Origin of the sequence: Rhodococcus sp. UNC23MFCrub1.1 (assembly GCF_000686025.1) — a bacterium.
In the GTDB taxonomy this organism is placed as follows: Bacteria; Actinomycetota; Actinomycetes; order Mycobacteriales; family Mycobacteriaceae; genus Rhodococcoides.
In genome coordinates this window covers 435642-449400 of sequence record NZ_JMLQ01000004.1, presented here as the reverse complement: position 1 = coordinate 449400, position 13759 = coordinate 435642, and the positions used below count along the sequence as shown (strand labels likewise).

14 protein-coding genes and 1 riboswitch are annotated in these 13759 nt (G+C 70.4%); of the genes, 3 read left to right on the top strand and 11 right to left on the bottom strand.

The genetic code is table 11. The annotated features are described in order from the left end of the window. Positions 1–28: 28 nt before the first annotated feature. From BR07_RS0113070 to BR07_RS0113050, 5 genes are all read right to left on the bottom strand, one after another. Positions 29–1012: an ROK family protein gene (locus BR07_RS0113070; RefSeq protein WP_027505827.1), complete on the bottom strand. Its 984-nt coding sequence runs from the start codon at positions 1010–1012 to the stop codon at positions 29–31. Between the two features lie 37 nt (positions 1013–1049). Further along, a complete protein-coding gene (locus tag BR07_RS24480; protein ID WP_051613367.1) occupies positions 1050–1448 on the bottom strand; it encodes a hypothetical protein in 399 nt (132 codons plus the stop codon). Further along, the gene (locus BR07_RS24475; protein WP_269320099.1) at positions 1441–2667 is read right to left on the bottom strand and encodes an ArsA family ATPase; all 1227 of its coding nucleotides are present in this window, start codon (positions 2665–2667) and stop codon (positions 1441–1443) included. The genes BR07_RS24480 and BR07_RS24475 overlap by 8 nt, the downstream gene beginning before the upstream one ends. A gap of 29 nt (positions 2668–2696) precedes the next feature. Continuing rightward, on the bottom strand, positions 2697–3134 hold the full coding sequence (locus BR07_RS27625; protein ID WP_027505826.1) for an SRPBCC family protein: 438 nt from the start codon (positions 3132–3134) through the stop codon (positions 2697–2699). Positions 3135–3258: 124 nt separating this feature from the next. Further along, on the bottom strand, positions 3259–3636 hold the full coding sequence (locus BR07_RS0113050) for a hypothetical protein (RefSeq protein WP_027505825.1): 378 nt from the start codon (positions 3634–3636) through the stop codon (positions 3259–3261). A 135-nt stretch (positions 3637–3771) separates the two neighbouring features. Between BR07_RS0113050 and BR07_RS0113045 the strand changes: the two genes are divergently transcribed. After that, positions 3772–5580: an AMP-dependent synthetase/ligase gene (locus tag BR07_RS0113045; RefSeq protein WP_027505824.1), complete on the top strand. Its 1809-nt coding sequence runs from the start codon at positions 3772–3774 to the stop codon at positions 5578–5580. Here the strand turns inward: BR07_RS0113045 and BR07_RS0113040 are convergent. The 5 genes from BR07_RS0113040 to BR07_RS27620 form a co-directional block, all read right to left on the bottom strand. After that, positions 5568–6692 (bottom strand): glycosyltransferase family 4 protein, encoded by a 1125-nt coding sequence (locus BR07_RS0113040; protein ID WP_027505823.1) that lies wholly within the window; start codon positions 6690–6692, stop codon positions 5568–5570. The genes BR07_RS0113045 and BR07_RS0113040 overlap by 13 nt on opposite strands. A gap of 26 nt (positions 6693–6718) precedes the next feature. Further along, positions 6719–8035, bottom strand: a complete 1317-nt coding sequence (locus BR07_RS0113035) for a hypothetical protein (protein WP_027505822.1) — start codon at positions 8033–8035, stop codon at positions 6719–6721. Next, complete coding sequence (locus BR07_RS0113030) at positions 8005–9006, bottom strand: C40 family peptidase (RefSeq protein ID WP_081821287.1); 1002 nt, start codon at positions 9004–9006, stop codon at positions 8005–8007. Before BR07_RS0113030 ends, BR07_RS0113035 begins: the two co-directional genes overlap by 31 nt. Before the next feature lie 290 nt (positions 9007–9296). Further along, positions 9297–9866, bottom strand: a complete 570-nt coding sequence (locus tag BR07_RS0113025; protein ID WP_027505820.1) for a C40 family peptidase — start codon at positions 9864–9866, stop codon at positions 9297–9299. A 16-nt stretch (positions 9867–9882) separates the two neighbouring features. Then, positions 9883–10048, bottom strand: a riboswitch (cyclic di-AMP (ydaO/yuaA leader). A 113-nt stretch (positions 10049–10161) separates the two neighbouring features. Further along, positions 10162–10368: a hypothetical protein gene (locus BR07_RS27620; protein WP_231476319.1), complete on the bottom strand. Its 207-nt coding sequence runs from the start codon at positions 10366–10368 to the stop codon at positions 10162–10164. Between the two features lie 259 nt (positions 10369–10627). Between BR07_RS27620 and BR07_RS24470 the strand changes: the two genes are divergently transcribed. Further along, on the top strand, positions 10628–12370 hold the full coding sequence (locus tag BR07_RS24470; protein WP_231476318.1) for a DEDD exonuclease domain-containing protein: 1743 nt from the start codon (positions 10628–10630) through the stop codon (positions 12368–12370). Positions 12371–12434: 64 nt separating this feature from the next. Next, entirely contained in the window at positions 12435–12710 is a 276-nt protein-coding gene (locus tag BR07_RS0113010) for an Lrp/AsnC family transcriptional regulator (RefSeq protein WP_027505818.1), read from the top strand. A 1-nt stretch (position 12711) separates the two neighbouring features. Here the strand turns inward: BR07_RS0113010 and trpD are convergent, their stop codons facing one another. After that, positions 12712–13755 carry an anthranilate phosphoribosyltransferase gene (trpD, locus tag BR07_RS0113005; RefSeq protein WP_027505817.1) on the bottom strand — a complete coding sequence of 348 codons (1044 nt, stop codon included), beginning with the start codon at positions 13753–13755 and terminating at the stop codon, positions 12712–12714. Positions 13756–13759 lie beyond the last annotated feature (4 nt).

The following is a 13759-nucleotide window of genomic DNA, read 5'->3' as shown; positions in this document are numbered from 1 at the left end:
CCGGACACGAATCCCTCCGCCGAGGCGGTCAGGCGCGTGCCGCGCCCACCTCGACGCGCGCCAGCTCGGCCGCGCCGATCATGCCCGCGGCCTCCCCCAACTGGGTTCCGCGTATCCGGGCGAGGGGCCGGTGGCCGGCGCCCGTGATCTGCGCGGCGTAGTGCTCACGGGCGGTGTCCAGGAACAGCGCGGACGACGTGGCGACGCCGCCGGCGATGACCATGCGGTCGGGGTCGTAGACGTCCGACACCAGCGCCAGTCCGATGCCGAGCCACCGTGCGAACTCGGACATCGTCTCGATGGCCACCAGGTCACCGTCCTGCGCGGCGTTGGCGATGCGTCGACCGGTGAGGGATCCGGGATCGAGGAAGGCCTCACGCGCGAGCACCGTCGATCCCCGCGGGTTGGCGGCGAGGAGCTCGATCGCCGTGTCCACCAACGCGGTCCCGCTGCAGTAGCGCTCCCAGCAGCCGCGCTTGCCGCACGCGCACTGACGCCCGTCGGGAACCACCTGCAGGTGGCCGAGTTCCGGCGCGATGCCGTAGCTGCCGCGGTAGAGCTTGCCGTCGATGAGGAGTGCGGCGCCGATGCCGGTGCCGATCGCGATCATGACGACGTTCCCACCGCCCGCGGCCGCACCGAAGCGGTGTTCCGCCCACGCGGCGGCGTTGGCGTCGTGCTCGAGGATGACCGGGATGCCGAGGCGTTCCGTCATCTCCCGCGCGACCGGGCGGTTCACCCACGGCAGGTGGGGGGCGAAGCGCACGACGGTGCGGTCGGAGTTGATGAACCCGGCGACGGCGAGACCGACGGCCGCGATGTCGTGGCGGCTCGCGAGTTCGCGCACGGCCCGGTCGATGCCGTTCTCGAGTGCGCGGGAAGACTGCGGCGTGGGCGCCTGGGTGGAGTCGAGCACCTGACCGTCGACGTCGACCACCGACGCGCGGATGCTGGTGCCGCCCACGTCGATGCCGATGGTCAGAGGCCGGCTGGACCGGGACTGGGCGCTCACGTCTGCGGCATCCTCACGTGGTGGCGGGCGACCGGTGTCACCGGTCGCGATCGGGTCTGCGTGCCGGGTCGGCTTCACGCGTCCTGGTCACCGTAATCGGCTGGTAGCTCGCGGGGCGAACGACGGGTGGCGCAGCGCCCTCCGGCGCGTCGGCTCGTTCCGCGGCGCCGGGCGTGTGTCGCCCCGAACCGTGGGTCTGCAGGAAGTCCCGGAGCACGTCGATCAGACCGTCCATCTCACCGGTGACCAGCGTCAGCAGATCGTGGCGTTCCCCGCGCAGGGCGGCGGCGAGAGCGCAGAACGGGCACCAGGAGCAGCCCTGCCACTCGGGCGCGTCCTCGGTGTCGAGGCGGCGCAGCACCGGCTCGACCCGATCGATGAGCAACTCGGCCAGCACCCGGAGCTCGGCCGCCAGGTCCCGCCGGCCCTCATCCATTGCCGGACTCTCCCGGTACGTCCGCCTTCTGCAGGTTCTCCGGCCACAGCGCCGGGTCGGGAGCGAAGGTCACGGACAGCACGCCGTCGTCGACGCCGGCACCGGTGACCACGCACCGACGCAGCACAGACGCCAACCGCAGTCGTCGTCGACTGCCCTGCGCACTCACGATCACGTCGTCCTCCACCCGACCCACCGCCACCGAGTCCGTGTCGACGAACGGCAGCGGGACGTCCATCACGTACACCGAGTCCAGGCCCTGCCCGGACTCGTGCCGCACCCGCGGCGACAGCGCGGGCAGCGCGCCGCCGTGTCCGGCCGCCACCTGCCCGTTCAGGTCGGCCGCGACGGCCCCCAGAGCAGTCGACCCTACCGGCTCGGTGGGCTGGGCCGACACGACGTCGACGCGGAGGTCGCCCACCGCGCCGCGGAACTCCGCCAGCGCCGCGAGATGCTCCGCGTGCGCCCGGTCCATCCAGAACACGCCGGGATGCGTGCCCAGCACGGACGACGGCGCCCCGGCCCCGAGGTCCGGGATCACCCCCACGGCCACCACACGATCGACGCGGACGCCGTGGAAACTGGTGACGGCCACCAGCTCTCGCGCCGTTGCGAAGGACCGCGCGGTCGGACGCGAGACGACGACCGCAGAGGTCCGTCCGTCGTCCTCGAGCACGGCGGTGACCGACGTCGCCGCCGCCACGACACGATCGACGAGCTCCACCAGGACGGCCGCGCGGACGTCCTGGCCCGTCGAGGCCACGACGCGGGCATGACGTGGCCAGATGCGTTCGACGTACCCCGCGACAGCTCCGGGGATCGCGACGATCTCCCGCCAGGACATCGGTCCGGGGCAGTCGACGATCACGTCGTCCCACTCGCCGCTGTCGGCGACGCGCACCACCTCGAGCAGCGCGGTGAGCGGCTCGGCGCCCGGCAGCGACGTCAGCTCCTCGGGATCCGGCAGCGTCGGACCGGCGCCGTGGTCGTGGCGTCCGGCCATCGCCAGAGCCGTGGTCAGCAGGCGGTACTGCGATTCGAGAACGGCCGAGGGGTCGATGCGCAGCACCTCGACTGCGACGTCGGACAACAGGTCCGACGGATCCGCGCCGTCGACCGACGCGAGGAGCACACGCCGACCGGCGCGGTGTGCGTCGACGGCCAGGGCCGCGGCGACGGTGGACTTGCCCGCACCGCCGGCTCCGACGACGAACGTGATCCGCGCGGCGGTCTCGGGAACGCGATCGCTCAGCCTTCGACTCGCTTCTTCAATTCCTTCAACGCGGTGTCGGTGATGACCTTCTCCGCCTTGCGCTTGAACAAGCCGATCATGGGAATGGCGAGATCGACCGTCAGTTCGTAGGTCACCTCGGTGCTTCCGGCACCTTTCTCGGTGAGCACATAGGACCCGACCTGGGACTTCTGCATCTCCCCCGCGACGAGCGTCCACGACACCGCGGTGCCGTCCGGCCGCCAGTCGTACTCGAGCTCGTAGGTGTCCTTGACCATGCCCGCGTCGAGCACGAACCGGACCCGGCGAGCCCGGCCGGACTCCCCCTCCTCGAGGATCTCGACCGACTTGGCCGCAGTGACCCATTCCGGATACCTGGGGAAATCGGCGATGACCGCCATCACCTCGTCCGGCGCCGCTCCGACGACGATCGATTTCGTGGTCTTGTCTGCCATGGAACTCGTTCCCTCCGCGCCGCGTGCCGTCACCTGATCGGCGTCCGTGTACCCACATGATCGACCGTCCGGTGGCACCGCCCGAACGGCGGGGTCGGTTCCTGTCGCCGCGAGTACCCGCGAGTCAGGACCGAAGCCCCGGGACCGGCGGTTCTCCCGCCGCCCGCCCGGCCTCGAGGAGCGCCTTGATCTCGAACGACATCTGCTTGCCCAGTACTCGTCGGCGGTGGGTGGACGGTTCCTGCACTCCGTCGGTCGGCTCCGCGTGCAGGAAGTAGTGGAGTACGACGCCGTCGAGCATCGGCTCGAGCCACACCTCCATGGTTCCCTGGAGCTGTCCCCCGACGACCCAGCGGACACCCTTCTCGGCCCGGTCCTCCTGGACCGTGACGGTGAGACCCGGGAACCAGGCCCGCCATCGACGGGTGTCCGACACGAGCGCCGCGACGTCCTCGGCCCGCGCTGCGACGAACGTCTGGTCGGCGACCTGCACACTGCTCATGCGGACCAGAATCCCACGTGCCCTCGTCGACGGCGTCGACGACCTCGGTCGACGAGCACGTGCCGGTGACATCCTGGGAATGGACAGGATTACTGTGAAGCCTCGTCCGAAACCGCTACGACATCGGAGGAATCCGTGCGCGAGTTCACCGTCCCGGCACCATTCACCATCGAGGACGACGCGTCGGTGGTCGACGCCGTGTTCGCGCACGAGAAGACCCGGCCCGACGTCGTGGTGTACCGCCGCGCCACCCGCGACGGGTGGTCGGACGTCCGCGCAGCGGACTTCGCGGCCCAGGTTCGCGCAGTGGCCAAGGGGCTCATCGCATCCGGCGTCAAGCAGGGCGACCGGGTCGCCCTCATGTCGTCGACCCGCTACGAGTGGCCCCTGCTCGACTACGCGATCTGGTCCGCCGGCGCCGTCACCGTTCCGGTGTACGAGACGTCCTCGTCGGACCAGGTGCGGTGGATCCTCGAGAACTCGGGCGCCGCCGCGATGATCGCCGAGACGGTGGCCCACACGAACATCCTCACCGACATCCTTCCCGTGCTGCCGGGTGTCGCGACGGTCCTGCAGATCGACGCCTCCGCCGAGCGGCCCGGCGCCATCGACGTCCTCACCGACGCCGGTGCCCAGATCACCGACGCGACGGTGGCCGACCGCGTCGCGGCGCTGCGCTCCTCGGACCCGGCGACGCTCGTCTTCACCTCCGGCACCACGGGACGGCCGAAGGGCTGCGTGCTCACGCACTCCAACCTGATCGCCGAGTCCCGCGGTATCGCCGCCAGTTCCATCGGCCGCATGCTCACCGAGGGACGCACCACCCTGATGTTCCTGCCGATGGCCCACGTGCTGGCACGTGCGGTGTCCATCGCCGCCTTCGACCAGGGCGCGACACTCGGGCACACCCACGACATCCCGCACCTCGTCGACAACTTCGGCTCGTTCCGACCGCACTTCATCCTCAGCGTCCCGCGCGTGTTCGAGAAGGTGTACAACACCGCGCGTCAGAAGGCTCACGGCGACGGCAAGGGCAAGATCTTCGACGCGGCCGCCGACACCGCCGTCGCCTACAGCGCGGCGCGGGACACCGGTGGCCCGTCGATCGTGCTGCGCGCCAAGCACGCTCTGTTCGACCGTCTGGTCTACGGCAAGCTTCGCGCAGCGCTCGGTGGGCAGTGCGAACTCGCCATCTCGGGCGGCGCCCCGCTGGGTGAGCGCCTCGCGCACTTCTACCGCGGCATCGGTGTGACCATCTACGAGGGTTACGGCCTGACCGAGACCACCGCCGCGGCAGCGGTGAACACGCCGGACGAACAGCGCATCGGCACCGTCGGAAAGCCGTTGCCGGGCAACGCCGTCCGCATCGCCGACGACGGCGAGATCCTGCTCAAGGGCGGCGTGGTCTTCGAGGGCTACTGGAAGAACGACGACGCCACCGCCGAGGCGCTGACCGACGGGTGGTTCCACACCGGCGATCTCGGCGCCGTGGACGAGGACGGCTTCATCGCCATCACCGGGCGCAAGAAGGAGATCATCGTGACGGCGGGTGGCAAGAACGTCTCACCCGCCGGCCTCGAGGACTCGCTGCGGGCCAGTGCGCTCATCGGTCAGGCCATGGTCGTCGGTGACCAGAAGCCGTTCATCGGCGCGCTCATCACCATCGACCCCGACGCGTTCCCCGGCTGGAAGCAGCGCAACGGCAAGGACGAGGGGGCCACCGTCGCCGACCTGACGAAGGATCCCGACCTCGTCGCGGAGATCGATGCTGCCGTGGCCGAAGCCAACAAGACGGTCTCGCACGCGGAGTCCATCAAGAAGTACCGGATCCTGCCGGCGGACTTCACCGAGGAGGGCGGCGAGCTGACCCCGACGATGAAGCTCAAGCGCGCCGTGGTCCAGAAGTCCTACGCGAGCGACATCGAGGCCATCTACAGCAAGTGAGCCAGTCGGGCGGCGAGGTCGTCCCACCGCCACTCGGTGGAGACGAACTCGCGTCCCGCGGCCCCCATCGCCGCGGCGCGGTCACGATCGGACAGCACGTCCACGACGGCGCGCCGGACGTCGTCGACCGAGGTGCCGTCGACGGTTGTGCCGGTGACGCCCTCGACGACGGTCTCCGGCGCTCCACCCGACCGGCCCGCGACCACCGGCACGCCGGACGCGGACGCCTCGAGGAACACGATGCCCAGGCCCTCGACATCCAGACCGGCACCGCGGGTGCGACACGGCATGGCGAACACGTCGGCGAGGGTGTGGTGTGCCGCCAGTTCCTCGGCCGGCACCGACCCCGTGAACACGACGTGATCCGCCACCCCGCACGACTGCGCCAGAGCCCGCAGGGTGTCGCCGTACGGACCGCCGCCGACGACGACCAACACGGCCCCGTCGATCTCCGCGCGAATCCCCGGTAGCGCCCGGATCAGCATGTCCTGTCCCTTGCGCGGCACCAACCGCGACAGGCACAGGACGGTCGGCCGATCACCCAGGCCGTAGCGCGCGCGCAGTGTCTCCCGTGCCGACGTGTCGGGCGCGAACACGGTCGAGTCGACCCCCGGCGGCACGTGTTCGAGGGCCGCGTCCGCCCCGAAGGCCGCGGCGAATCGGCCCCGCGTGTAACGGCTGACGAAGGTGACGACGTCCGCCGTCGAGCCGATACGACCGAGCACCTGCCGCGCCGCCGGCAGCATCGACCAGCCCACCTCGTGACCGTGGGTGGAGGCCACGACGCGCTCGGCTCCGGCACGGCGCAGGTGCTGTCCGAGCACGGCGAGCGGAGCAGCGGCCCCGAACCACACCGTGTCGCACTGTCGGTCGGCCACCAGCCTGGCCGCCCGACGGGCAACGGCCGGTGTCGGAAGCATCAACGTCGTCGGGTGCCGCACCACCTCGAAGGGCTGCTCCGCGTCGAACCGCACGTGGGAGTCGCCACGCCACCGCGGTGCGTAGACCACCAGTTCGTCCGCGGGCAACAGCTGGGCGAAGGTGTGCAGATACGACTGGATGCCGCCGCGCCGCGGAGGAAAGTCATTGGTCACCAGCAGCGTTCGACGCATGGGACCACCGTAGACGGAGACCGCCGTCAGCTCTGCCCGGCGGCCTGTTCCGCCACCCACTGCCCCCACTGCGCGAGGAAGTCGACGGTGCCGAAGCCCAGCGTGGCCGAGAAGACCGAGTCGGTCACGGTGGGATCGGTCGGTCCGGCCGCGAAACGGTCGTACAGCTGCCGGAGCACCGGCTCCCCGAACCGGTCGGCGACGAACGAGGCCACCGACCAGGCGGACTCGTACGCGATCGATCCGCGACTGCCACCCGCGGCGAAGTCCGAGTCCTCCGGGAGGACCCTGGGCGGTCCCGCCGCGCGGACCACGGCCGCGAGGGTGGGCGCGATCTCGTCGAAGGACAGTCCCGAGCCTCGATAGCCCGAGTAGTCGGCGAAACCCTCGAGCATCCACAGGGGCGCGTCCTCCCCGGTGACCGCGCGCATGGCCACGTGGGTGAGCTCGTGGCGCAGCACGGTGCGGCGGGTCGAGTCGGTGAGCCGGTCCGGCGCAGTCGGGCCGAAGACGATGCGCTGGCCGGTGACCAGGCCCCCGCGGACCGGATCCGCGATCGTCGAGGCCGCGACATCGGTGGACGTGAATCCGTCTGCCGCGCTGATGAACTCGGCATCGGAACCGGTGACCGTCAGGACCGCGCGGCGAGACCATCCGAGACCGGCGAACTCGGTCACGGCCGCCACCGCGGAGGGCAGCTCCGCCGCGAGGTCGTCGATGAAGGCGCGCTGCGCCTCGTGACCCACGACGAGCGACGTGGTCGACCCGGTGGCGACTCGCTCCGTGACCACCGGCCCGAAGTCCCACGGGCCACGCCACGTGGTGCGCCCGTACTGCGGCAGGTCGGCATCGGAGACCAGACGCCACGTGTCGCCCCGACGAGCGACGACGAGTGCGATGTCGCGACTCGTGGAACCGATGTCGGCGTCGGCCCAGGCGTAGCGCAGTGCGACGTTCGGCGCCCACACCTCGGTGGCCGCGAGTGCATCCGCCCGATCGACCGGCACCGGAGTCTCCGGACCCGGAGTGATCTCGTAGCCGAAGTCGGACAGCGGCATACCGCGCAGCGCCTGCGCGCGGGCGATCTCGCGATCAGCGAATCCCGGGTCAGCGTCGGAGTCGATCAACTCGCGCAGCGCGGCCTCGTCGTCGGAGCGGAGTGCGGCCGTCCATGAGTCGAGCAGTGCCGTGACACCGACGGTGCGGGCGTCCGGGCCCGCAGTCGTCGTGGGCGTCTGCTCGTCGGGTGCCGACGGCGAACACGCCACCAGAAGGGAGAGAACCAGGCCCAGCGCCGCCAGGGCGCGGACCGTCAGTAGCGGCGAGCGCCGTAGAAGGGCCACGATGCCATCGACTCGACACGAACGGGAACACCGAAGGTCGATGCATGGACCACGTTGCCGTTACCGGCGTAGAGACCCACGTGCGATGCGTCGGGATAGAACAGGACCACGTCGCCGGGCTGGAGGTTCGCCTTGTCGACGGGGGTGCCGCCGGCGGCCTGCGCCTGACTCGACCGCGGGAGAGTCTTACCGATCTGCTTGTAGGCCCACACCACGAGGCCCGAGCAGTCGTACCCGTCCGGGCCGGTCGCACCCCACACGTACGGCTTGCCGATCTGCGTGAACGCGGCCGACAGTGCTCCGGCCTGCGATCCCGGCGGGAGGGCGCCGAGGATGGCGGAGGGATCGAAGCCCGGCGGGAACGCGGCGCCGGCCAGCCCCTGCTTCTCCGTGTCGGACAGCGAACCGAACGCGGCGACGACATCGGCTATCTCGCTCTGCAGACGGCTCTGCTTGCCCTGCAGGTCGTCGCTGACAGCCTTCGCCTGCTCCGTGGCCACCCGGGCCGCGTCGGCGGACTGCTGTGACGCCGCCTCGGCTGCCGCTGCGGCGTCGCTGGCCTCCCGGAAGGTGCCGACGGTGGCGGCCGCGTCGGTGGAGATGATGTCGAGAGCGGACATCTGGTCGAGCAACTGCTGCGGGGAATCACTGACCATGACCGCGAAGAGCCGGTTCGTCCGAGCGCCCTGGTAGTTGGCACGGGCGATCTTGTCGACGGCGGGCCGCACCGTGTCGATCTGCGCCGTGGCCGCGTCGAGGGCGGCACGGTCGGCGTCGTGTCGAGCGTCCGCCTCCTGCTGGGCGGCGAGCTTCGCGTCGAGCTCGATCTGGGCGTTGTGCATCGCCTCGGTGGTCTGCTCGGACTCGCGCGAGAGATCGGTGAGCTTCGTGACCGCCTCGGAGGCGGACGCGCCGGGAACCGGGTCGGCGCCGGCGGGACCGGCGGGGAGGACGGCGATCGCCGCTGTCATCGCACTCGCGATCACCAGTCCACGCAGTCTCGTACGAGAAGTGGGACGAACGCGGGGGTGGACCGATGACGGCACGATGAACGGTTCTCCGATCTGGACGAGTCCGGGTCGCTCGGCGGCGCGGATGATGGCCGAGGACGTCACGGAAAGATTACGACGCGAACGATGATTCTGTCCACGAAGCCCGAGAACCCGTCGAAAACGGCGGATTCACCGACTGACGCCGCACAGAACCGACCGGGCGATCGGTTTAGTGCGGCGTCAGGGTGTCGAGCGAAGGTGTCGCTGCGTCAGGCGTAGCGACGTGCGCCGTCGAAGGGCATCGACGACAGCGGAGCGATCTTGACGGGCTGGCTCTCGGTGGACGCGTGGACGACGTTGCCGTTGCCCACGTACATGCCGGAGTGCGAGCCGCCGTAGAAGGACACGACGTCGCCGGGCTTCAGATCCGCCTGCGAGACGGGCACGCCGGCCGCGGCCTGGTCGTAGCTCGTGCGGGGAAGCTCGATACCGGCCTGCTGGTACGCCCACTTCATGAGACCGGAGCAGTCGAACGCACTGGGGCCTGCGGCTCCGTAGACGTACGGTGCGCCGACCTTGCTCTCGGCTGCCTGCACGGCGACCTGCGCGGCGCTGGACTGCGGTGCGGCCGGGCCGGGAAGCGCGGGGACCTGCGGCATGGGGGGAAGCTGGCTCAGGATCTGGTCCGGGACCTCGAAGGTGCCGATACCGGGGATCTCCACCGGTGCCGCGAAGGCGGGGGCGGCGGGGATGGCGACAGCGCCTGCGGTGAGCGCGCCGGCGACGAGAACGTTGCGGACCGGCCGCGAGGCAGTGCTGGGTTTGCGGTGTTTCGCCACGAAAAGATGTGCTCCGTTTCTTCCTGATATCCGCCGACCGAGTTAGCTGACGGGTTCGGGCTGGGAAGATCAGCCCTACCCGACGAGCCGCTGGTGCGACTGCGACGGGATTCACCCCGGTGTAACGGTGGGTTCCCGGTACGACCACCCGGAAGAGGTGGCCGATTAGGCGGTGACCTTGCGGCGCAGTCCCTGGTGGCTCTGCTCGACTCCGCAATGTCTCGGAAAGATTACGAAACGGCATCCCCGATGTCGAGCCCAGCCGACTCGTGTCGCGAAACGATCACGGTCCGACTCACCCCGCGGCGTGCTCCGGCCCCGCAGCGGGTCGGTCGTGGCCGGTCTCCTGCGGTGAGGGAATTTCTCTGCCTACCAACCGCAACCGGGGCACCAACCCGCTTTCCGCCAGAACGGCCATCGCCTCCCGTTCGTCCTGCTCGAGACGCATTCTGCGCGTGGCGAAGGGGGTGTCACGCGGGCCGCCGGCCGACGCCGCGGGCATGCCCGGCACCCCCAGCAACACCGAGACGACACAGTCCGAACACGCGTCTCCGCGCACGGTGCAACTGCCGCAATCGACAATCATGTGATCTCCGTCTCATTGTGGTTCACGGTCTCTCGCCGTGATGTTCAGCCCGGATCACACCCGATCCGACGCTCGATCACGCCTCGGAAACGGACGCTAACGACGTGCACCGACACGGCGTGCTCGTCGTGGACGGACCGGGTTCCTGTCGGTGGGACCACCTACGGTGACGCACGTGACTGATGGGGCGACTGTGGTGTCGGGGCATGCACGCGGTGTGCAGCTCGCATTCGACGAACTGGACCAGTCGTTGCGGGACACGACCTTCGTGGTGGTGGACCTCGAGACCACCGGGGGCCGACCGGGCGAGGACGCGATCACCGAGATCGGTGCCGTCAAGGTTCGCGGCGGCCGGGTGATCGGTGAGATGGCGACGCTCGTGGACCCGGGCCGGTCCATTCCGCCCGCCATCGTCGCGTTGACGGGCATCACCGGTGCGATGCTTCTCGACGCCCCTCGTATCGAGCGGGTCCTGCCCACCTTCGTCGAGTTCGCCCGCGGCAGCGTGCTGGTGGCGCACAACGCGCGCTTCGACACCGCGTTCCTCCGCGCGGCGGCGACGCGAATGGATCTGGCGTGGCCGTCGTTCCGGGTGCTGTGCACCGTCACGCTCGCCCGGCGGGTGCTCACGCGCGACGAGGCACCGTCGGTCAAGCTGTCCTCGCTGGCCACCCTCTTCCAGGTGTCCACCAGGCCCACCCACCGGGCACTCGACGACGCCCGGGCCACCGTCGACGTCCTGCACGGGCTGATCGAACGGGTGGGCAACCAGGGCGTCCACAGCTACGCCGAACTCGTCGACTACCTGCCGACGGTGTCCTCGGCGCACCGCGCCAAACGCACGCTCGCGGCGGGCCTTCCGCACGCCCCCGGTGTCTATCTCTTCCGCGGCCCGTCCGACGAGGTGCTCTACGTCGGCACCTCACGGAACCTCCACCGCCGTGTACGGAACTACTTCACGGGATCCGAGACCCGCGGACGCATGAAGGAGATGGTCGCCCTCGCGACCCGGGTCGACCACGTCGAGTGCAGCCATGCCATCGAGGCCGGCGTACGCGAACTGAGGCTCATCAGTGCGCACACGCCCCCGTACAACCGTCGATCGAAGTACCCCCGCAAGGGCTGGTGGCTGACCCTGACGAGCGAGGCGTTCCCGCGCATCTCCATCGTGCGGACACCGGCGCCCGGCGCGCTCGGACCGTTCTCCGTTCGCGGGGCGGCAGCCGAGGCCGCCGCTCTCGTCGCCGAGCACACGCGGTTGCGCTCCTGCACCCACCGCATCGCCGCCTCGGCGGTGCACGACTGTTCCACCGAGGCCGTCGGTGGATGCACGGCGGCGACGGCGAGCCCGCTCACTCCCGAGGAGTACGCCGACGCGCCCGTCGCCTTCCGCGCTCTCACCGAGGGTGCCGACGCAGCGGTGCTCGATGCCGTCGCCGCCCGGATCGACGCACTGTCCGAGGATCTGCTCTTCGAGTCCGCGGCCCGCCTGCGCGACCGCGCGGCCACCCTGTTGACCGCCCTGCGGTCGGTGCAGCGGCTGCAGGCACTCGCGGCCATCGAGCAGTTGATCGCCGCGCGCCGCGCCGACGACGGCGGGTGGGAGTTCGTCGTCGTCCGGCACGGACGTCTCGCCAGTGCCGGTCGTTCCCGCCGTGGCGTCGCGCCCATGCCCGTGGTGGAAGCACTCGTCGCCGGTGCGGAGACCGTCGTTCCGGACGCCACTCCCCTACGCGGTGCCACGCCGGAGGAGGTGGCGCTGATCGCGCGGTGGCTCGAGTCGGGTGGCGTCCGCATCGTCGACACCACGGACGGATGGTGCGAACCGGCGCACGGAGCGGGGCGATGGGCACAGTGGTGCGCCGCCGTGCGCGACGTCGGACGCCGCGAGAAGGAACGCACGATGGCCTGGGGATGACCGCACGGCCGAGAACTAGGCTGACCCGCAGTTCGCCCTCTCACGACCGTTCGGAAGGTTCACCATGATCACCGCCATCGTTCTGATCCACGCCGAGGTGCACTCCATTCCGGAGACCGCGCGTGCCGTCGCCGACGTACCGGGTGTGTCCGAGGTGTACTCGTGCGCCGGCGACGTCGACCTGATCGCCGTGGTCAAGGTGCGTACGCACGAGGAGATCGCCGAGGTGATCACCGAGCGCGTCAACCGCGTCACCGGCGTGGTGCGGACAGACACGCACATCGCGTTCAAGTCCTACTCGAGCGCCGACGTCGACGCGGGCTTCTCCATCGGCGAGTGACTCAGGCCGACGTGAACGCCGCCCACCGCGTCAGCAGGGTCTGAGCGGCTCCGTCGTCCACCGCGGCGGCTGCCGTCGTCAACGCACCGGCCATCGCGTCCTCGAGCGAACCGTCGACGCCGCGGAACGCCGCGATGGCACCTGCTGCATTGAGCAGCACCGCGTCCCGCACGGGGCCTCGTTCGCCGCCGAACACCCGACGCGCCACGTCCGCGTTGTGTGCGGCGTCCCCGCCTCGGAGGGCATCGAGGGAGACCCGCTCGATACCGAGATCGCGTGGATCGAGCACCGCGTGGTCGACGACACCGTTCCGGACGACGCGCACCGACGTGGTCGTCGACGTGGTGATCTCGTCCAGCCCGTCGTCGCCGCGCACCACGAGGACGGAGTTGCCGCGCGCCGCGAACACGCCCGCGACGACGTCGATCAGATCGTCGAACGCGCATCCCACCAGACCGGCGCGCGGACTCGCAGGGTTCGTCAGCGGCCCGAGGACGTTGAACGCCGTGGGGATGCCGATCTCCTTGCGAGGCGCCGCGGCGAAGCGCAGCGCCGGGTGGAACACGGGCGCGAAGCAGAACCCGATGCCCAGCTCGGCGACACTCGCCGCGACCCGCTCCGGCCCCTGGTCGATACGCACGCCCAGCGCTTCCAACACGTCGGCTCCACCGCTCTTGGACGAGGCGGCCCGGTTGCCGTGCTTGACCACCCGGATTCCCGCGGCCGCCACCACCACCGACGCCATCGTCGAGATGTTCACCGTGTGGGACCGATCGCCGCCCGTACCGACGATGTCGACGACGTCGTCGTCCACGGGCACGCGCTTGGCGTGGCCGAGCATCGAGTCGGCCAGTCCGCGCAGTTCGTCCGACGTGGGGCCCTTCATCTTGAGGGCGACACCGAAGGCAGCGATCTGGGCCGCGGTGGCGTTGTCCGACATGATCTCGTCCATCGCCCACGCCGTGTCGGCACCCGTCAGGTCCTGGCGTGATGCCAGGGCCCCGAGGACCTGTGCCCATGTACGCGTGCCATCCCCAGCGCTCATGAGC

Coding starts and splice junctions, on each gene's coding strand:
- BR07_RS0113040 (WP_027505823.1), bottom strand. CDS start 6,692: ATGCGTCGAACGCTGCTGGTGACCAATGACTTTCCTCCGCGGCGCGGC.
- BR07_RS0113010 (WP_027505818.1), top strand. CDS start 12,435: ATGATCACCGCCATCGTTCTGATCCACGCCGAGGTGCACTCCATTCCG.
- trpD (WP_027505817.1), bottom strand. CDS start 13,755: ATGAGCGCTGGGGATGGCACGCGTACATGGGCACAGGTCCTCGGGGCC.
- BR07_RS27625 (WP_027505826.1), bottom strand. CDS start 3,134: ATGGCAGACAAGACCACGAAATCGATCGTCGTCGGAGCGGCGCCGGAC.
- BR07_RS24480 (WP_051613367.1), bottom strand. CDS start 1,448: ATGGATGAGGGCCGGCGGGACCTGGCGGCCGAGCTCCGGGTGCTGGCC.
- BR07_RS27620 (WP_231476319.1), bottom strand. CDS start 10,368: ATGCCCGCGGCGTCGGCCGGCGGCCCGCGTGACACCCCCTTCGCCACG.
- BR07_RS0113030 (WP_081821287.1), bottom strand. CDS start 9,006: ATGACAGCGGCGATCGCCGTCCTCCCCGCCGGTCCCGCCGGCGCCGAC.
- BR07_RS0113050 (WP_027505825.1), bottom strand. CDS start 3,636: ATGAGCAGTGTGCAGGTCGCCGACCAGACGTTCGTCGCAGCGCGGGCC.